Genomic DNA, 19,350 nt, shown 5'->3' with positions numbered 1-19,350 from the left:
CGACCATTCGGCGGCTTTCCGCCCCTCACACCATCCTGCGGTGGCCACGCATGACCCCCGTCAGCCCGCCGGCGGTGCAGCGCGTCATCGACAATTACGTGGCCGTGATGCCGGCCGCGCACTGGACGGCGATTGAATCCTTCGTTCGCGACAGTGTGACGAGCCTCGGGTTCCAAACTCGTGGCGTTGCACGGAACTATCTTGCAGCGACCGCGAAGTTTGCTCACTGGCTGTGGCAGACAGCGGCAGCGAACCTTGATCCCGCAGCCGCCTTCCGGCCAGCGCTCGTTCGCCGATTCGTGCACGAGATCATGTCCGCCCGTGCCGAGACCTACCAGCAGCAGACCGCGCAACGCCTCAACACCCTCGTCGCGCACTTCACTGCCGCCACACCCGACCGTCAGACCAGAAAGAACCCAGCCTCGGTGCGTCCCTACGCCAGCCGGGATCTCATCACCTTCCGGAGCTCAGCGGCGCGACGCACGAACGTGGAGCGACGAATGAACGCACACGTCCTCCTCGCGCTCGGCGCCGGAGCCGGCATGCGTGCCGAAGAGATCGCCCTCGCCCGCATCAGCGACGTCACCACCGACGGCGACGAACTTCTGGTCAGCGTGCGCGGCCACCGCGCTCGCACGGTCCCGCTCCGCGTCGAGTGGCGCCACGCCCTGACAACGGGCATCAATGGCCGCGAGCCCGGCGAGTGGCTGTTCGCCGGGTACCGTCTGCCCGAATACCCGGCTCGGGTGATCCACCAGTTCGGCATCGATGCCCCTGATGAACCCACGCCATCAGCTACCAGGCTCCGTGCCACGTGGTTAGTGGGTCACCTCAACGCCGGCCTCAGACTCGACATCCTGCTGGAGCTAGCCGGGCTGACAAGTCCAACCTCGCTCGCGCCCTACATGCGGGCCATGACTCCATATGACATGGTCGACGTCCGCCACCTCATCTCCGGAGCGGAGCCGGCCCGATGAGCGGCATCACCGACGGAACCCTCGAGGTGCACGACGAACTGCAGGAGAGCACCGCGTTCGAGCATCTCCTCGACGACGCCATTGACACCACCTCGGGCCGGACATCCAAGTTCGACATCGACGACGTACGCCGAGCCGCCACGATGATCGACGGTTCCAAGATGCTGGAGCAACTCGCCACGTGGCGTCAGGAAGCCCGCCAAGGCACGCATCCCGGCGGGCGCCCCCCGAAGATTGATGATCGCGTCATCCTCACCGTCCTGCTCCTCCTCGCACGCGAGCACACCCCGCTTTGGGCCACGGAGATGGGAGCCGTCCTGCATCGTCGCCTGACCAAGGAAGCGCGTGTCTTCCTTGGTCTGCCCGCCAACTTGTCCGGGACGGCGAGAGGACGCACGGAGGCGAGGCGCTGGTACAACACCGCGTGGAACGCATTCCACCGCATGAAAGCTCTCATGGACCCTTACCCCGATACCCCGCTCTACAGACTCACCAACCGGTCTCAGCGTGACCGAATCGTCGAGCTGCGCGACCCGGAGGTCGTCGCGCAGGGACGGGAACGGCTCAACTGGTTTTCCGACTCGCTCCTGGAAATGACGTTTCGGCTCCTACCGCGCGATGTGCGGAGGCTCATCAATCAGCACACCACTGTCGGAATTGACCAGACTCCCATGGTCGCCGCCAGCCCGCGGGGGCGCTCCCCTGTCGACAAGGAAACCGGCCTGGAGCTGAGGGTCAACCCAAAAACCGGCAAGAACTACTCGGACAAGCTCGTCCTCGAACAGGACTCCGGCTGGTACCCGATCAACGCGGAAAGACGCGAGGAGTCAGGTCCGGGACGCAAACCAGACAAGGACTTCGTGTGGGGTCGGGCTGGAAGCATCGCCGTTCTAGTACCGAACCGCCCCGTCAACCAGGCCGAATTCCCCAACATTGCCCTCGGATTCTCAATGAGTCTGCCGGGCACTCAACACGTCGCCAGTGAAACCGTGCGGGTCCTCCAGTCCATTGCTGACCGTGGTCACACCCCCGGAACCGTCGTCGCCGACCGCCTCTACTTCGCGACCCTCTCAGCCGAGTCCCTGCACATACCCGTGAAGGAAATGGGGTGGGCCGTCATCACCGACTACAAGAAGACCGGGTTGGGAATCAAGGGAGGCAAAGCCGGTGCCATACAGGTAGAAGGCCGCCACTACTGCGCCGGGACCCCAAAGGACCTCCTCAACGCCTCGGTCGATGCAGAAGCCCACACGATTGACGACGACACCTACCGGAAACGGCTCGACGAACGAACGGCCTTCGAGCTCCGCCCCAAGGAGAAACCCGACGCACGGGGGCACATACCGATGATGTGCCCCGCCGTCGGTCCGAACGCGACCGTGGAATGCCCCCTGCGCGAACTCCACCGCAACGCAACCGATAAAATCCGCATCGCCGTCCTTGAGGGCAATGTTCCAAAGGCCCCCGATTCAATCTGCACGCAGAGCTCGGTGGACTTTGGACCCGAAGACGGCATCCGCGACGCTCAACTCTTCCGGTACCAATCGAAGGAATGGAGCGACGCGTACCGCATCGGCCGCAACACCGACGAGAGCTACCACGCCTATGTGAAAGACGTCGGACACGAAGCAGCTGACACTCCAGCACGCCGCCGAATCCGCGGATTCGCCGCACACCAGATCATGGCGACCATGTTGCTGGTGTCAGCCAACATCAGGAAAATCGTTACCTTCCTCACTGACCGCGAAACCCAAACGTCCAAGAGCAACACGACCGGTCAGAACTTGGGGCCCCTGCGGAAGACGCGCCGCCGTGACCGCGAAGGCCTGTCCAACTACAAAGCGAAGTGGCCACTCAAGGTGCTCCCCGGCGCCCCGGCTGGCGGGGAACTCGACCCGCCGCTCCGAACCTAACCGCGCACACCGACGCCGCCACTCATCACTCCACCGCACGACCAGGACAATCCGCAGCGCCGAAAAACGGCCGCTCGGGCATCCCTGGCCGTGCGTTGTCATTTAATCCGCGCCCACCAGCCCGCATGAGCGGGAAACCACGCGCCACCCACGCCGGAAACGACAAATGGCCTCCGAAATCTCGGAGGCCATTCGTTTTGGGACTAGTTCTTGGAACAGAATCAACCAGTTCTAAGAACAACCCATTGTGCGGAGACGGTGGGATTTGAACCCACGGTACCCAGTAAAGGGTACTCCACCTTAGCAGGGTGGTGCACTAAGCCGAACTATGCGACGTCTCCTTGATGTTTGCCGAGGCACACATACCTGTCCATCCTAGCCGACCACGAGCAGTGTTCGTGACGAGCGCCAGCGAACTGCTCGACCCTGGCTACTGGTCCTTGAGCGTGCGACCAGCCGTGCAGGTGTAATCAGCTGCTGTTTGCCCGGTGACGGACTCGTCGAGGACAGAGACGGAGGGGGCAACAACTTCGGGAGCCGGGGTGGCAGCCGGGTCTACGGGGCCTGCCGGGTCGACGGGGCCTGCCGGGCCTGCCGGGTCTGCCGGTACGGCCACCGGCGCATTCGGGTCGACAACGGTTCCCGCGCCCGTCGTTCCGCTCAGCTGGATCGACTGGTCGGCGGCCACTGCCTCGAACATCTCCTTGAAGGCTGGCTGCGACGGGATGACGCCACCCTCGACGTTGCCCGTAGGCACCTGGGCGAAGACGACCTTGCTCAGGTCAATGTCTTTGAGGGCCATGGCGATTGAGGCGATGACCGACACGTTGTTGAGGCTGTCGGAGAGGCGCATGTTGCCGGTGACGGCCTTCGCGAGGGAGTACACCTTGGTGGGGTCAGAGAGCGTGTCTGCGCTCTTGATCGTTCGCACGAGCGAGGACATGAACAACTGCTGGTTGTTGATTCGGGTGAGGTCGCTGCCGTCGCCAACGCCGTGGCGCGTACGCAGGAACTGCAGCGCCTCGAAGCCCTCAAGCGTGTGCTCGCCCGCCGTGAGATTGATGCCCGTGTAGAGGTCTTCGATGGGCTCTGCCACACACACCGGCACTCCTCCGACGGCGGTGGACATGGCCATGACGCCACTGAACTGAACCTCGGCCGCGAAGGGAATGTCGAGTCCGGTGAGCTTCTCGACCGTGGCCACCGTGCAGGCCAGCCCGCCGTACGTGAGAGTGGTGTTGATCTTCTGCCGGCTCATGGCGTTATAGGAGCCGCTGCCGTCTGCCTTTTTGCAGGAGGGGATGGGCACGAACATGTCGCGAGGCAGACTGATGACGGATGCGTTCGTGTGGTCTTCGGAGATGTGCAGCAGCATCGTAACGTCGTTGAGGTCACCGGTGGAATCCTCCGGCCCGAAGACCGCGTCCTGGCCCTTGCGGCTGTCACTGCCAACGACGAGGAGATTCACGCCGCCGTCAATGGCGCCGATCTGAGGAACCGGGCCCTTGGTCTCGTTGTCGAGGTGCACACTGGGCTGCACGCTCGCGGCCACATCGAAGGTGGCGATCGCGGCGACCGAGACGCCACTGACCATGAGCACGGCGAGAGCAGCGGCGATGAGCCGAGCGACCGTTCTGAACGCGCTCGACCTCTTCAACCGCCCATGACGCGCGATGGTGCTGAGGTTCTTCGAGCCATTCGAACGGGGTCGCAGTTGGTCGCTCACTCAGGTCCTTTCATCGGCGTGCCGGCCATAACACTGGGATCTAACGTCAAACAACTGCACTGCGGAGGGCGTGGGATTCGAACCCACGAGACATTTCTGCCCACCAGTTTTCAAGACTGGCTCCATCGGCCGCTCGGACAGCCCTCCCGGTTCGTCCAAAGATGAACACCGCACGATTCTAACGGACGCCAGCGGTCCAGACTGACATAACGACCTGTACAGGTGCTGGATGCACTTTAGAGCGTGGCCAAAACGAGCGCAAGCCCGTCAAGCATCACGGTCCCGGTGACCTCGCTTGCGACCGAGAGCACATCGTCGGGCGACTCCCCCATCGCCACTCCGCGACCGTGTTCGGCCGCCCAGATGAGCATGTCAATGTCGTTCCGACCGTCGCCAACGGCCATCACCCGTTCCCGCGGAATGCCGAGTTCCACGCGCACCCGCTCCATGGCCGTGGCCTTGTTGACTCCGTCGGGGGCAATGTCGAGCCAGGCGGTCCACCCAATCGCGTAGCTCACCCGGTTGAGGCCCATCCGCTCCACGATCGCGAGAAAATCTTCCATGTCGTGGTCGGGAGAGATCACAACGACGCGGGTGGCGCGGTGGCGCAGCAACTCATCGAATTCGACGCGCTCACTGTCCATGCCAATGGTGGCGTCGGGAATCGGCTCGGTATATCGATAGAAGCCGTGCTCGTCCTCGACCGCGAAGCGCGCGTTGCTGAGGTGCGGGCGAATGGAGTTGAGCACATCGCTCGGATCGAAGGTTTCGATCCATTCCCGGCGATAACACAGGGGCGCACTCGCATCACGGTGCATCGTAATGGCGCCGTTGGAGCACACCACATAACGAGGCGTGATTGCGAGACGCTCAAGCACCGGCAGGGCGGCCGCGACCGAGCGCCCGGTGGCGAGCATGACCGCGTGCCCGGCCGCCTCAAGCCGCTGCACCTGTTCGATGACGGCGTCGCTGATCGAACCGTCCTCGTGCATCGTGGTGCCGTCAATATCGAGCGCTACGAGCCAGCGTTCCACCGCCGCGCTCATTTGGAGGTGCTCCCCTGCTTTGCCGGGAGCGGTGCCAGCACCTCAAGGCCACCGAGATAGGGGCGCAGCGCCTCGGGGACGCGCACCGACCCATCCGCTTGCTGATGCGTTTCGAGGATCGCCACGATCCACCGGGTGGTCGCGAGGGTTCCATTGAGCGTGGCCACCGGCGACGTCTTGCCGCTTTCGGTGCGATAGCGGATGTCCAGGCGCCTGGCCTGGTACGTCGTGCAGTTGCTCGTGCTGGTCAGTTCCCGGTAGGCGTCCTGTGTGGGCACCCAGGCCTCGATATCGAACTTGCGAGCCGCGCTCGACCCCAGGTCGCCGGCGGCCACATCGATGACGCGATAGCTGAGCCCGAGGGACTGCAGCATGCTTTCCTGCAGAGCCACGAGACGATCGTGCTCGGCTTCGGCATTCTCGGGCAGCACGTAGGTGAACATTTCGAGCTTGTTGAACTGGTGCACACGAATGATGCCGCGGGTGTCCTTTCCGCCAGAACCGGCCTCGCGGCGATAACACGTGGACCAGCCGGCGTAACGCAGGGGTTCGTCGCTCAGGTCAAGGATCTCGTCTTTGTGGTACCCGGCGAGAGCGACCTCGCTCGTGCCGGTCAGGTACAGGTCGTCGCCCGGCAGGTAGTAGACCTCGTCGTTGTGCTCGCCGAGGAAGCCGGTGCCGTCCATGATCTCCGGGCGCACAAGCGTCGGCGTGATGAGCGGAACGAAGCCGGCATCGAGCGCCCGGTCAAGGGCCATATTCATGAGGGCGATCTCAAGGCGGGCGCCGATGCCCTTGAGGAAGTAGAAGCGGGTGCCGGACACCTTGGCGCCGCGCGCCATATCGATCGCGCCGAGCAACTCGCCCAGTTCGAGGTGGTCCCGCGGCTCGAAGTCGAACGTGGGGGTGTCGCCGTGTGTGCGCAGGGTGACGAAGTTGGCTTCGTCACCGGCCGGAACACCGTCGATGATGGGGTTGGCGATGCTGCGCACGATCTTGGCGAAACGCTCTTCGGCCTCACCGGCCACGGCGCCGGCGGCCTTCACCTCGGCGGCGAGCCCCCGAGCCTCGGCCACGAGGGCCTTCTTCTGCTCCGGCGGGGCCGAAGCCACGGTCTTGCCGAAGACGTTCTGGGCGGCACGCAGGTCTTCGAAGGCCGTGATCGAGGCACGACGTTCGGCATCGGCGACGAGCGCCGCATCGACGGCCTCAACGGAGTCGCCACGAGCCTCCTGCGAACGCTTGAAGAGGTCAGGGTTTTCGCGTAACAGCACCGGATCAATCACACTCCTGAGTCTACAAGCGCACCGCACCGCGACCGGCTACCCTAGGCATCGTGACAGCCTCCGGCACTCCCCCCGTCTCACCGCACGCCGCGGTGGTCTACAACCCCACCAAGGTGGACATCGCGAGACTGCGACATAGCGTTGACGTGGCCGCCGCCACGCACGGCTGGTCCGATACCGAGTGGTTTGAGACCAGTCGAACGGATGCCGGCCAGCAGACGACAGCGCGGGCCCTGGCCTCCGGCGCCACGCTTGTGCTCGCTGCGGGAGGCGACGGTACGGTTCGAGCCGTGGCAGAGGCCCTGCGCGATTCCGGCGTGCGACTCGCGATCGTGCCCGTCGGCACCGGCAACCTGCTCGCGCGCAACATACAGCTGCCGATCGGCAGCCTCGACAGCGCCACCGCCGTCGCGTTTGGCGGGGTGGACCGGGCGATCGACGTGGGGGTGGCCTCGATCAAGCGCGCCGACGAAGAAACGAGCGAGCACGTCTTCCTCGTGATGGCGGGGCTGGGGATTGATGCAGAGATGATCGTGAACACCCGAGCCGACCTGAAGAAGCAGGTGGGTTGGTTGGCGTACGTGGACGCCGTCATGCGAGCGATTCCGCAGAGCAAACCATTTCGCATCCGATACAGCCTGGGCGGGCGCACCGACCGCCCGGCGCAGGTGAGTGGCATTCTGGTGGCGAACTGCGGGATGCTGCCCGGCAACATTCAGTTTCTGCCCGATGCCCGCCTCGACGACGGCATCCTCGACATCGCCGTGTTGCAGCCCAAGGGCATGCTGGGCTGGCTCGCGATCTGGCGGCGGGTCACCTGGGAGAACGGGGTGCTGCGGCGCTCGGCCGTCGGACGGCGCCTGATCGAACGCACGGCCTCCACGAATGAACGCGTCATGACGACGCTGCGCGGCGCCGACATTCGCATCGTGGTCGAGCAAGCGCAGCAGTTCGAGCTCGACGGCGACGAATTCGGCCGCGTGCGCACCGTGTCGCTGCGCGCCGACCCGGGCGCCCTGCTCGTGCGCGTTCCGGCGCCGTAGCCCCACCGTCGCGCCCGTTTTCGGTGGTCGCTACGCCGGTTACCGCAGCGGCCAGCGATTTCGGGGGCGGCGCCGCCGCTCTGACGTGGGTTGGGCGAACGGATGCCGTCAGGCGCCAGCCCGAATACATGTGTGGCGGGAACGCCAGTGCCAGGCGTGCCAGAACAGGAGGCCGAGGACGGTCGTTAGGCCGGCAGTCATCATGGCGGGGGTCAGAGACCAGAGGAGCTGGCGCAGCGCCATATCGAACTGCTCCTGGGCGACATCGAACGCATCGTAGCTGCGGGTGGCCGACATCGCCTGCATCTGCAGCCAGGCACCGCCGGTCATCAGTAGCGGACCGAGGATCCACAGTCCGATGATGAACGGGTTCAGGTGACGGGTGCGACGAAGCGCGACCTCGGCGTCGACCGGGAGCACCTCGATAAGGTCGGATGCCGCGCCCGGCGTGGTGTCCTCGCGGATCGCCTCGAGCCGCGCTTCGAGGTCCGCAATCAGAGCCGCCTGCGACACGGCGGGTCCCCGTGGCGGCGCAGCGTGGTGTCCGGCCGCGGGCACCGCCTCTGAGCCCGCGACACTGGCACTGGGCGCGTCGGCTGGCACGCCAGCAGACGCCACGGTATCCGGCCCCGGCGCCCGGCGCGCCTCACCCGGCTGGTAGCCACGTTGAAACCGTGCGTCGTGGCGCGGATCGAACCCGGGATCGGTCATGAGCGGCTCGGTTCGCCCTCGATCAGGGTGTGTAGCCAGCCGCGGGCCTCAATGAAGATCTCGTCGTCGTACCGCGAGGTGAACTCGTTCGGGGTCTTGTCGGCGCGGGGATACGAGCCGAGGAAGAGCACATTCGGGCTGAAGCGGCGCAAGCCGAGCAGGGCGTCGCTCATCCGCTCGTCGAGGATGTGGCCGTCGGCGTCGATGACGAAGCGGTAGCGTCCGAGGGCATCGCCGATGGGGCGCGACTGGATGAGGCTCAGGTTCACACCGCGGGTGGCGAACTGCTCGAGCATCTCCAGCAGGGCACCGGAGCGGTCGTCGGGAAGCTCCACGATGAGGCTCGTCTTATCGGCGCCGGTGCGGGCCGGGATCTCTGTCGTGCGGGCCACGAGCACGAAACGGGTGACGGCATTGGGGTTGTCCCCCACATCGTTTGCGAGCACGGCCACGTCGTAGTGCTTGTCGATTCCGGGCGGGGCGATGGCGGCATCGGCAAGGCCGTTGCCGAACAGGGAACTCGCCGCGGCCACATTGCTCGACGCCGGAATGTGTCCATGGTTCGGCAGGTTCTGCTCGAGCCAGCTGCGGCATTGCGCGTAGGCGACCGGATGTGCGTTGACCACACGTACCTGCTGAAGCGTGGTTCCGGGGCGGGCCACGATCACGAATTTAACGGGAACCAGGTATTCGCCGATGATGCGCAGGCCGGGGACGCTCGCGAGCGCGTCCTGGGTGGCCGACACACCGCCGTCGACGGAATTCTCAATCGCGATCATCGCGGCGACGCTGCGGCCGGTCACCACGTCGGCGAGGGCTTCGCCCACGTTGTTGACCGCGCGCCACGGGCGTCCCTGCGCCTCGGGGACCTGCGCAAGGGCCGCCTCAGTGAAGGTTCCGGCGGGTCCCAGAAAGCTGTATGTGGCATTGGGGGTTTCTGGCATGGCAGACAGCCTACTGTGGGTGCCAGTATGGGCATATGAGCGAACGTGCAGGGACCCCGGCCCAGGAAACAGATTTGATCGACGTCGACGCATTGGTCAAGGCGTATTACGACCTGAAACCCAACGTTGATATCCCCGCGCAGCGGGTGACCTTCGGCACCTCGGGCCACCGAGGCAGCTCATTGAATACCGCGTTCAATGAGGACCACATCATCGCCACCACCCAGGCGATCGTGGAGTACCGCGCCGGCCAGGGAATCACCGGCCCCCTGTTCATCGGGACCGACCCACACGCGCTGAGCGCCCCGGCGTACACAACCGCCCTTGAGGTGCTCGTGGCCAACGGCGTGCGCGTGCTCGTGGACGAGTTCAACGACTACGTGCCCACCCCCGCACTGTCGCACGCGATCCTGGCCTACAACCGGGCGGAGAATGACGACCTCGCCGACGGCATCGTCGTCACTCCGAGCCACAACCCGCCCAGGGACGGCGGCTTCAAATACAACCCGCCCCACGGCGGCCCGGCGGACAGCGACGCCACCTCGTGGATCGCCAACCGTGCCAACGAGCTCATTGCCGGCGGCCTGGGCGACGTGAAAATGAGTGAGCCCAGCGCCGTGGAGACCTACGACTTTCGCGGCCGCTACGTGAACGACCTTGAGAACATCATCGACATGAAGGCGATCAAGGCCAGCGGAATCCGCATCGGCGCCGACCCGCTCGGTGGCGCGAGCGTGGGCTACTGGGGAGCCATTCGCGACCGTTATGACCTCAACCTCACGGTGGTCAACCCGCACGTTGACCCCACGTGGCGTTTCATGACGCTCGACTGGGACGACAAGATTCGCATGGATCCCTCGAGCGCGTCGGTGATGGCATCCGTCGTCGCCCACAAAGACGAGTACGACCTGCTCACGGGCAACGATGCGGATGCCGACCGGCACGGCATCGTGACGCCGGACGGCGGCCTCATGAACCCGAACCATTTTCTCGCCGTCGCCATCGACTATCTCTACAGCCACCGCGAGGGCTGGCGCGTTGATGCCGCCGTGGGCAAAACGCTCGTGTCATCGACGATGATCGACCGGGTCGCCGGCTTTCTCGGCCGCGACCTGTGGGAGGTCCCGGTGGGCTTCAAATGGTTTGTGCCCGGCCTCATCGACGGTTCGGTGGCCTTCGGCGGCGAGGAGAGCGCCGGCGCGAGCTTCGTGCGCTTCGACGGCACCGTGTGGACGACCGACAAGGACGGGATCCTGCTCGCCTTGCTCGCTGCCGAGATCCTCGCGGTGACCGGCAAGACCCCCTCGCAGCGTTACGCCGAGCTGACCGAGCACTTCGGGTCGCTGGCCTATGCGCGAGTGGATGCCGCGGCGACGCCGGCGCAGAAGGCCGCGCTGGGCAAGCTCAACGGCGACGCCATTGAGGCAACCAAACTCGCCGGGGAGAAGATCACCGGTAAGTTCAGTGTGGCGCCGGGCAACGGGGCCGCGATTGGCGGCGTAAAGGTGACCACGGAGAACGCCTGGTTCGCGGCACGACCGAGCGGAACCGAAGACGTCTACAAGATCTACGCCGAGTCATTCCTCGGCGCGGAACACCTCGCCCAGGTGCAGCTCGAGGCCAAGGCCATCGTCGACGCCGCGATCGCCTAGCGCGGCGCGGGTTTCGCCCGCGCCGCCCGTCTCGTGCGGCGGCGACTCGGTTAGGGGACGCTCCAGTAGTATGCGGTGCCGCCCGGGTGACGTTCGGTGATGGCAAAGTCCACCGAGCGGTAGTCGCTGTCCTCGGTGTGGCCCGCGTAGTAGATCACGATGTCGTCGCCGCTGCCCTCGATGCGGGAGACGACTCCGGTGTGGTCGCGGTCGCCCGAGTTGTCCCAATCGAACTGAACGATGTCGCCGAGTTTCACCTGGTCACGCTGGTCATCGGTGAGGGCGGTCACCTTGCCGGAACCGGCCAGGTAATGCATGAGGGCGGTCGAGCTGCGCCACGCCGCCGATGCCGAGTACGCGTCGCCGTCGCGGGGGCTGTTCCACGTGGCATCCATCTGCCACCCACGCGCAATGAGCGTCTGGCTCGCGAAATTCACGCAATCGTTGATACCGAGCACGCCGTATTCCGCCGTGTTGTAGTTGCCCTTGTCCCAGTGCGCGAGCGCGTAGTCGAGCTGTGCCTGCACGGCCGGGGTCGATGGCGTGGCGGCGGGCGCCGCGACGAGAACCGGCGCGGGCGCGGCCGTCGGGGTCGCGCGCGTCGCGGCATCCGTTGCAGCCGGTCCCTGCGTGGCCTCGTTCTGTGACGGGTTGGTGGAGGCCTGCACCACCAGGGCTGTCGCGCCCACGGAGACCACGGCCAGGACCGCGGCGGTCGCTCCGACCCTCTGCAACCGGGTAAACGCCACGTGCGCCTCAATTCATGGGTGTGATGCGGGGGCGAGGGAAACCGGTGGCCCTGCCGGGCCAAACCGCTCAACCCAAGACAACCACAAACCGGCGCGTCGAGGAAACGCCCACGCGCAACACTCAGCACATTCAGAACTGCGCCGACGTTCCGGCTACTTGATGCTCCAGTAGGAGACCGTGCCGCCGGAGTTCGCGAGCGACTCGTCGACGGACTGATCAATCGTGTTGTAGGTGTGGCCGGCGTATTCGACCCGCACGCCGGCGTCCGTTTTGATGACGGCCGTCACGATGCCGGTGTGGTCGCGGTCGCCCGAGCGGTCCCAGTCAAACTGCACGATGTCGCCCACCTTGACCTCGGAGCGCTGCTCGTCGGTGAGGGGAACCGCGCGCTCCGGGTGCTCGAGAAGGTAGGCGTCGAAGGCCGTGGAGCTCGCCCAGGGGAGGCTGTAGTGGTTGGTCGCGAGGTCGAAGGACCACGCGTCGTCCATGGTCCAGCCGCGTTCGATGAGTGATTGGCTGGCGAAGTTGACGCAGTCGGTGCCGTCCAGGCTGCCGTACTGGTCGCTGTTGTAGTTGTCCCAGTGGGCCTGAACATAGGACATCTGCGCCGTGATGCGCGGGTCAGGAATGTAACTGAAGATGAGCGGTTGCGGAGCAGCGGATCCCGCGGGTTCCGGCGAGGCCGTGGCGACGGGCGCGGGCGTCTCGGTGCCGGCGACGGGCTCCTCCGCCGTGACGATCGGCGCGCCCTCAGCGTTGAGAAGCTCGACGGGAACGACGCCCGGATCGTAGTCGGTTGCCGGCGGGGTTTCGATCGTGATGGTGGCCTCGGTTGCGGAGACCACTGTGCCGGCGTTGGCGCCGAAGTTCACGGTGGCGACGGTGTCGAGGTCGGCTCCGGTGAGCGTGACCACGGTGCCACCGGTGACCGGCCCAGTTGACGAGCCGTCGTCAGGGAGTGGTGTGACGGCGTCGGCGGAAACCATGCTGCTCACGGTGGGCACCGTTGCCGCCACCGGGACGGGGTCGACACTCGCGGCGGGGGTCGGTGCCGACGCGGCCTGCGGGGCGTCCCCGGAGGCTCCGGCCGAATTACCGGTGTAGGCGAGCCCGAGGGCAATGACGATGGGCGCGCAGGCGAGCGCCACGGCACCAACGAGTACGACGTGGTGGCGGCTGTTCTTGCGCGCGGCGCGCTTTGAGGGGCGGGCGCGGCCCTTCCGAGGGGCAACGTGGTTCTTCTGCGCTGCGCGGCTCGTGGGCGGTGCGACCTGGCTCGTGCCGACGGCGGCCGGGGCGTCGTCGGTTCCGGTGACGATCGCGGCAAAGTCGACGGCAGGAGCGGCAACGGGTGCCGGGGCGGCAGCGGCGAGCCTGGACTGGGCGAGGGCCTCGCGCCTGGTCAGGTACTGAACGGGCGGTGTCGCTGCGGCGGTCGGTTCAGCGGCCTGCGGGTCAAGACCGAGTTGCGCAAGGCCTTGTTCTTCAACGGGCGGCTGCGAGGCGGCGCCCGGGCGAGGGGAGCTGCGAGGCGTGTTCTGAAGTCCATTACGGAGCGTGTCGCGAGTTTGACTGTGAAGCTGGTCGCGGTGTTCGGGGTTGGATTCTGGGCGCACGGAGTCGTTTCTTTGTCGCTTACGGGGGTGCTCCACCCAAACACAGGCATCTTGGCAATCCCCTGTGCACGGCGCGGCAATGCCGCGATGCCGGCCGAGGTGTGGAAGCGTCCGCGGTTCTACGGATAGCCGGGCGCGGGCGGAAGGCCGAAGAATTCTTCGAGCGTGCTCACGCCCCCTGACCGCATTTCCACGGCCAGGTCAGTGCCGATATACCGAAAGTGCCAGGGCTCGAACTCGTACCCGGTGACCGCGACCTTGTCGGCCGGGTAACGCAGCAGAAACCCGAACCTGACAGAGTTCTGGGTGAGCCACAATCCCTCCGGGGTATCCGCGAAGCACGGGTTCAGCGAGCATCGGCCCGACTCGGCGCCCACGTCAATGGCAAGACCGGTTTGATGCTCGCTATTGCCGGGGCGCGCAATGCTCTGGTCGGCCGACGCGACTCCCTCGGCGTTGACCAGCGCCGAATACACGCGGGCCTGCGCGGCGAAACCGCGGTAGGCACTGTTGGAGGCCAGGCTGAGGCCGGCCTCCTCGCGGGCCGCCGCGAACATTGCCGCCGCCGCAGCGGATGCCTCCTGCCGCAGCTGCGGCTGCCAGGTGTGCGCCACCGGAACGGTCACGAGATCGCTCGGTGAATAGTCGGCGGGCCGTAACGACCGTTGTTTGTTCACGACCACCCACAGGCTCGCGGGATCATCGATGGACAGCGCTGCACGGTCAAAAGAGGCGACCGGTACCGCCGTCGGCGCCGCGGTGGGCACGGGGCGAGTCGGGGGTGCCGAAGCGGTGGCCGATGGCTGGGCCGTGGGGGCGGCATCCGTTTCTCGAGACGTGCCGGTAACGACGCCCAATACAACGGATGCCGCGGCGAGCGCCACGCACACCATTGCGGCGGCCACACGGAACACTGTCCGGCGGGGAGACCGCGCACCCCCGCCGGGCCAATCGTTTTTGGGCACGATGTGAGCCTAGGTGAACTGCGCCGAGACATTCGCGACCATTCGGGATGGAAAAAGAGAGGGTGGCCTGTCAGCGCACGCGTCAACGGTGTTGGTGCGAACGAGTTAGCCCTTCTCGGAGCCTTCCGTCGTGTTGATAAGTCGCTTCTGGAAGACGAAGAACATGATCGCGACCGGGATGGTCATCAGCACGGCGGCCGCCATCTTCAGGGGATACTCGTTGCCCGAGCCGAGCTGGCCGGAGAACAGCGACGCGATACCCGTCGTGAGGGTGTTCGTCTCCGGGCTCTGCCGCGACACGATGAAGTGGCCGAACTCGTTCCACGAGCCCTGAAAGCTGAGGATGAACAGGGTCACCAGGGCCGGCCGGGCCATCGGCAGCACGATCATCCAGAACGTACGGAAGACACCGGCACCGTCGAGTCGAGCCGCTTCCTCCACTCCGCTGGGGATCGATTCGAAGAACTGCTTCATGATGAAGATTCCGGCCGCGTCGACGAGCAGCGGCACGATCATGCCGGCGTAACTGTCGTACATACCGAATTGCCTCAGGATCAGGAACCGAGGAATGAGGAGCACGACCCCGGGGACGGCCATCACGGCGATGAGGGACGCGAAGATGAAGCCGCGGCCTCGGAATCGGAGTCGGCTCAGCGCATACCCGGCAAGTGAGTCGAAGAATACCCGGCCGAGAGTGATCGTGATGGTCACGAAGACCGTGTTCATGGCCCACAGTGGCAGCGGGACCTCCGTGAACAGCCGTTCGAACGAGGCGAAGGACCAGATCTGCGGGATCAGTCGGAGCGGATCATTGGTGGCCTCGTCGTCGGTTTTGAACGCCGAGGACACCGTGATCAGGAACGGGTAGATGTAAACGAGGGCGAGCACGCTGAGCATGAGATAGCTGAGCGCCGCGCCGGTTCGGAGTCGCCAGGCCAGTGAGCGCTTGCGCGGTCGGGGGGCCGGTGTCGGGTCGTTCGGTACTGCGGGCGCGACCTGCGGGTTGGTCATGGCGTTCATTCCTCTTCTCCGGTCTTGTTCGAGGAGGTACGCCCGGTGGACGATGGCGTTCCGTTCGAGGAACTGCGGGGTACGCCGGATGCCACGGTGGTCGCCGCGACGACGACGGCGCGATCGGCGGCGATCGCCGCCGCCAGCGCCCGGCTCACCTTGCCCTTGTCTCTACGATCCCGCAGCACATACCGCTGCAGTGCGGTGAGCAGGATGATGATCACGAACAGGATGAATGAGATCGCCGCACCCTGGCCCCAGTTCAGGTCCTTGAACGAGCTCTGGTAGGCCAGGTACGCGGGTGTCAGCAGGGTCTTGCCCGGCTTGCCTCCACCGGTGAGGTAGATCTGGTCGAATACCTGCCAGGTGCCGATCAGTCCGAGCGTGAGCACGGTGAACAGGGTCGGCTTGAGCATCGGCAGGGTGACCAGGAAGAACTTGCGAAACGGGCCCGCGCCGTCCATCAGGGCTGCCTCGTCGACCTCGGCGCCGATGGCTTGCATGGCCGCGATGAAGAGCAGCATGAAGGTGCCCGAGGTGGTGAAGACGGCAAGAAGGATGATCGCACACATGGCCACGCTCGGCCCGCTCAGCCAGTCCCACCAGTTGACCCCAAGCATCCCGCCGTCGGCGAGTACAGCGGGCGCGGAGGAGACGCCGAAGGCGCCGAGGATGATGTGCAGCAGACCGCGCGGGTCGGCGAACCAGACAGGGCCGCTCGCCCCGAAGAGGCCGAGAATCTTGTTGACGGCGCCGGTCGCCCCGAAGAGGAATAACCAGATCGCGGTGATCGCGATCGAGCTCGTCACCGACGGGAAGTAGAAGGCGGTGCGGAAGAAGCCGCGGCCCTTCAGGATGCGCCGGTTCACCTGTACCGCGAGGAACAGGGCGAGTGCGGTCTGCAGCGGAACGACGAGCAGCACGTAGTAGACGTTGTTACGGATGGATGTGCCGAAGTCCTTCTGGGCGAGGCCGGGGTCGGAGAGCACCGCCTCGAAGTTCTTCGAGCCCACGAAATTGACCTGCGGGTTAAGCGGCGAGCCGAGCCCGCTCCAGTCGCTGACGCTCACCCAGATGGCGAGGAGCACCGGAACGACCAGGAAAATCCCGATGATGATGATCGGCGGCGTGATGAACAGCCAGCCATACTTAGCCTCGCCGCGATGCAGGCTCGGCCGAGACTTGCCACGGCGACGATTCGGGGCTGCCCCTGCCCCACCCGGTGCCGGGCCGGCATCCGTTGTTGGATTGTTGCTGCCCCGAATCGTGCTCATGATGTTCGGCTTACTTGTTCGCTGCGTCGAGGGCGGTCTGCAGGGTCGTCTGCAGTGAGGCCAGGATCGCCTTGGGATCGCCCGTGCTCAGGCCCTGCAACTTGGAGTTGAAGTCGCCGATTACAGTGGATGCACCGGCAAACGCGACCGGGCTGACAGCGTAGTCATTGCTCGTGACGAAGGACGCGTTCTGCGGGTACGTCGTGGAGTAGACCTTGGCGGCCGACTCCGTCGACGGGATGACCCCGAAGGCGTCGGAGAACTTCAGCTGCTGCTCGTCGCTGGTGAGGAACTCCACCAGGCTTTCGGCGGCGGCCGTCGTCTTGGACTGGGCCGGGATACCCCAGCAGTTGCTGAAGGTGAAGGTCGACTTTCCACCGGGGCCGGCGGGAAGTTCAACGGCCTTGTATTTCAGGTCGGGGTAGTCCGTCTTGAGCCCGCTGATCCAGGGACCCTCGATGACCATCGCCGCCTTGCCCTTGCCGAGCGCCTCGCCGCTCCAACCGGAGTCGAGGTCTGCCGGGAACTTGAGCACACCGTCGGAGAGGAGCTTCTTCACCTCGGTGAGCCCGGCGAGATTCTCGGCCGAGTCGGCCGTGACCGTCTTGCCGTCCTCGGAGATCATCGATCCGCCGGCCTGGTTCATGAAGGTGCCGATCCGGCCGTATTCGGCGCCGAAGGACAGCCCGGCCGTGTCGGGCGTGGTGAGCTTCTTGGCGACCGTCTCAAGGCCGGCCCAGTCGGTGGGGATGTCCGCGTCGGTGAGCCCGGCCGCGTCCCACATCTCGGTGTTGATGATCAGGCCGAGGGTGGAGAAATCCTTGGGCTCGCAATAGAACGTGCCCTTGTAGCTGAATGCGCTCGTCAGCGACGGGTAGAACGCGTCCTTATTCGCGGCCGTGTCGGCGTACGGCTCCAGGTATTGCTTGCTGGCATAGGTCTGGAACTGGTCCCAGCCCATGTAGAACACGTCGGGCGGGTTGCCACCGGCGAAGCCCTGGCCCAGCTGCTGGGTGAGGTCGTTGGCGGCGACGACCTTGGCGGTCGCCTTGTTGATGGCGCTCCAGCTCGCGGCCGCGTCGGTCACGGCGTTCGTCTCGGCGTCGCCGCTCGAGCCGATCAACACGGTGAGCTCCTGCCCGGCAACGTCACCGCCGGACTCGTCACCGCCACCGGACGAACAGGCGGCCAGGCTGGCCAACAGTCCGCCGGCCACCAGAACAGCACCCCATCGTGCTCCTCGTCGTAATTTCATTGTGTTTCCTTTCCATTTCTGTGATTGCCGACCGCATTCTTGGTTGCGGTGGGGGTCGATACCGCGTCAGGGGCTAGAAGCCGCAACGGCTGCCGGATGACGAGGTGAGGTGTGATGAGCCGGTGACGGGCGTCCCCGGAGGCAGCGTCGCGGTGCACGAGGTCTGAGCCGCTCTCGCCGAGCAGCAGTTCGAGGGCGCCGCCGGCGACCGCGTCGAGGGTCTGGTCGACGCTGGAGAGGCCGATGGCCTGGCCGACGGGCGAGTTGTCGAAACCGATGATCGGAAGGTCGCTCCGGCCGACGGATGCTGCGGCGATCATGGCGCCGAGGGCGAGCGTGTCGCTCGCACAGACCAGGCCGTCGATCCGATCATCGCCCTCCAGGAGCGTGACAACGGCATTTCTGGCGTCCTCGAGTCGGTCTTCCACGCTCACGTTGAGGGCAGTGAGGTCGTCGTCGCCGAGGGCCAGTCGTTCCCCGACGGCGGTCTGCCAGCCGCGGTGCCGATCGTCGCCGGTGCCGGAGGGGCTCGGCCAGCCAACGTAGCCGATCCGGGAGGAGCCTCGGTCGATCAGGTGGATGGTTGCCTCGCGCATCCCCGCAAAACCGTCCACGTCCACCCAGAGGTGGGTGGAATGGTTCATGTCGTCGGCGCCCCAGGGCCGGCCGAAGGTGACGAAGGGAACGTCGCTCTCGACCAGCCATTTGGTGCGGGGATCACCATGGAAGGTCGCAGTGAGCACGAACGCGTCCACGTCGCCGCTGGCGCGCAGCTTTCGGATCTGCTCGATCTCAGCGGCCGGGTCGGCGGCCGTGAAGAGCAGGATCCGGATGCCTCGGTCATCCGCCTGTTCGGTCAGGGCGTGCAGGAAACGGTCGAGCAGCGCGCCGGAGATGCCATTGGTCATCGGGTCGAGCCGGATCGCGATCGTAGAGGACTTGCGCATCCGCAGCCGGCGGGCCGAGGCGTGTGGCCGGTAGGCCAGCTTGCGGATGGCGACCTCGACGCGCTTGCGGGTCGCGGGCTTGACGATGGCCGGGGTGTTCAACACGTTGGACACGGTCTGCCTCGACACCTGGGCGGCGCGAGCGACGTCTTCGATCGTCGGTAACCTGTCCACGGCGCCTCCTTGCGATAATTGGGATTTGATCGTTCAAAAGTTTGATCGTTCAAATCTTGA

The 19,350-nt window shown here is 65.6% G+C and carries 16 protein-coding genes and 2 tRNA genes; 4 read left to right on the top strand and 14 right to left on the bottom strand.

Translation table 11 applies throughout. The features are described 5' to 3' along the window. Window positions 1–50: 50 nt before the first annotated feature. Both EDD25_RS17530 and EDD25_RS10140 read left to right on the top strand, forming a co-directional pair. Window positions 51–977, top strand: coding sequence for a tyrosine-type recombinase/integrase (locus EDD25_RS17530; RefSeq protein ID WP_166671261.1), 927 nt, complete (start codon window positions 51–53; stop codon window positions 975–977). Continuing rightward, window positions 974–2,890, top strand: coding sequence for a hypothetical protein (locus tag EDD25_RS10140; protein ID WP_134173168.1), 1,917 nt, complete (start codon window positions 974–976; stop codon window positions 2,888–2,890). The genes EDD25_RS17530 and EDD25_RS10140 overlap by 4 nt, the downstream gene beginning before the upstream one ends. Window positions 2,891–3,140: 250 nt before the next feature. Here EDD25_RS10140 and EDD25_RS10135 read toward each other — a convergent pair. The 5 genes from EDD25_RS10135 to serS form a co-directional block, all read right to left on the bottom strand. Then, window positions 3,141–3,231 (bottom strand) — tRNA-Ser (locus tag EDD25_RS10135). Window positions 3,232–3,320: 89 nt separating this feature from the next. Then, entirely contained in the window at window positions 3,321–4,616 is a 1,296-nt protein-coding gene (locus EDD25_RS10130) for an LCP family protein (RefSeq protein WP_241986383.1), read from the bottom strand. A 62-nt stretch (window positions 4,617–4,678) separates the two neighbouring features. Beyond that, window positions 4,679–4,763 (bottom strand) — tRNA-Ser (locus EDD25_RS10125). Window positions 4,764–4,852: 89 nt separating this feature from the next. Then, window positions 4,853–5,662: an HAD family hydrolase gene (locus EDD25_RS10120; RefSeq protein WP_134173167.1), complete on the bottom strand. Its 810-nt coding sequence runs from the start codon at window positions 5,660–5,662 to the stop codon at window positions 4,853–4,855. Continuing rightward, entirely contained in the window at window positions 5,659–6,948 is a 1,290-nt protein-coding gene (serS, locus tag EDD25_RS10115; protein WP_134173166.1) for a serine--tRNA ligase, read from the bottom strand. The genes EDD25_RS10120 and serS overlap by 4 nt, the downstream gene beginning before the upstream one ends. A gap of 50 nt (window positions 6,949–6,998) precedes the next feature. Between serS and EDD25_RS10110 the strand changes: the two genes are divergently transcribed. Then, on the top strand, window positions 6,999–7,991 hold the full coding sequence (locus tag EDD25_RS10110) for a diacylglycerol/lipid kinase family protein (RefSeq protein ID WP_241986382.1): 993 nt from the start codon (window positions 6,999–7,001) through the stop codon (window positions 7,989–7,991). 108 nt (window positions 7,992–8,099) lie between these two features. On the opposite strand, the gene EDD25_RS10105 is transcribed toward EDD25_RS10110, so the two are convergent. Together EDD25_RS10105 and pheA are read right to left on the bottom strand one after the other, a co-directional pair. Then, window positions 8,100–8,702 carry a hypothetical protein gene (locus EDD25_RS10105; RefSeq protein ID WP_134173164.1) on the bottom strand — a complete coding sequence of 201 codons (603 nt, stop codon included), beginning with the start codon at window positions 8,700–8,702 and terminating at the stop codon, window positions 8,100–8,102. Then, on the bottom strand, window positions 8,699–9,646 hold the full coding sequence (gene pheA / locus EDD25_RS10100) for a prephenate dehydratase (protein WP_134173163.1): 948 nt from the start codon (window positions 9,644–9,646) through the stop codon (window positions 8,699–8,701). The genes EDD25_RS10105 and pheA overlap by 4 nt, the downstream gene beginning before the upstream one ends. A 35-nt stretch (window positions 9,647–9,681) precedes the next feature. Here pheA and pgm point away from each other — a divergent pair, with 35 nt between their 5' ends. Continuing rightward, window positions 9,682–11,298: a phosphoglucomutase (alpha-D-glucose-1,6-bisphosphate-dependent) gene (gene pgm, locus EDD25_RS10095; protein WP_134173162.1), complete on the top strand. Its 1,617-nt coding sequence runs from the start codon at window positions 9,682–9,684 to the stop codon at window positions 11,296–11,298. Window positions 11,299–11,348: 50 nt separating this feature from the next. On the opposite strand, the gene EDD25_RS10090 is transcribed toward pgm, so the two are convergent. The 7 genes from EDD25_RS10090 to EDD25_RS10060 all read right to left on the bottom strand — a co-directional run bounded on the left by EDD25_RS10090 (window position 11,349) and on the right by EDD25_RS10060 (window position 19,290). Then, on the bottom strand, window positions 11,349–12,047 hold the full coding sequence (locus EDD25_RS10090; protein ID WP_166671260.1) for an amidase domain-containing protein: 699 nt from the start codon (window positions 12,045–12,047) through the stop codon (window positions 11,349–11,351). Between the two features lie 153 nt (window positions 12,048–12,200). Next, on the bottom strand, window positions 12,201–13,664 hold the full coding sequence (locus tag EDD25_RS10085) for an amidase domain-containing protein (RefSeq protein ID WP_134173160.1): 1,464 nt from the start codon (window positions 13,662–13,664) through the stop codon (window positions 12,201–12,203). A 119-nt stretch (window positions 13,665–13,783) separates the two neighbouring features. Then, window positions 13,784–14,629: a M15 family metallopeptidase gene (locus EDD25_RS10080; RefSeq protein ID WP_241986381.1), complete on the bottom strand. Its 846-nt coding sequence runs from the start codon at window positions 14,627–14,629 to the stop codon at window positions 13,784–13,786. A 105-nt stretch (window positions 14,630–14,734) separates the two neighbouring features. Continuing rightward, the gene (locus EDD25_RS10075) at window positions 14,735–15,640 is read right to left on the bottom strand and encodes a carbohydrate ABC transporter permease (RefSeq protein ID WP_134173159.1); all 906 of its coding nucleotides are present in this window, start codon (window positions 15,638–15,640) and stop codon (window positions 14,735–14,737) included. A 5-nt stretch (window positions 15,641–15,645) separates the two neighbouring features. Further along, complete coding sequence (locus EDD25_RS10070) at window positions 15,646–16,914, bottom strand: carbohydrate ABC transporter permease (protein ID WP_134173158.1); 1,269 nt, start codon at window positions 16,912–16,914, stop codon at window positions 15,646–15,648. 10 nt (window positions 16,915–16,924) lie between these two features. After that, on the bottom strand, window positions 16,925–18,169 hold the full coding sequence (locus tag EDD25_RS10065) for a sugar ABC transporter substrate-binding protein (RefSeq protein WP_134173157.1): 1,245 nt from the start codon (window positions 18,167–18,169) through the stop codon (window positions 16,925–16,927). Next, complete coding sequence (locus tag EDD25_RS10060) at window positions 18,166–19,290, bottom strand: LacI family DNA-binding transcriptional regulator (RefSeq protein ID WP_134173156.1); 1,125 nt, start codon at window positions 19,288–19,290, stop codon at window positions 18,166–18,168. The genes EDD25_RS10065 and EDD25_RS10060 overlap by 4 nt, the downstream gene beginning before the upstream one ends. Between the last annotated feature and the right edge of the window lie 60 nt (window positions 19,291–19,350).

Source organism: Cryobacterium psychrophilum, from assembly GCF_004365915.1.
GTDB classification, from domain to species: Bacteria; Actinomycetota; Actinomycetes; order Actinomycetales; family Microbacteriaceae; genus Cryobacterium; species Cryobacterium psychrophilum.
The sequence above is the reverse complement of the archived record's forward strand: the minus strand, read 5'-3'. Positions and strand labels throughout refer to the sequence as shown.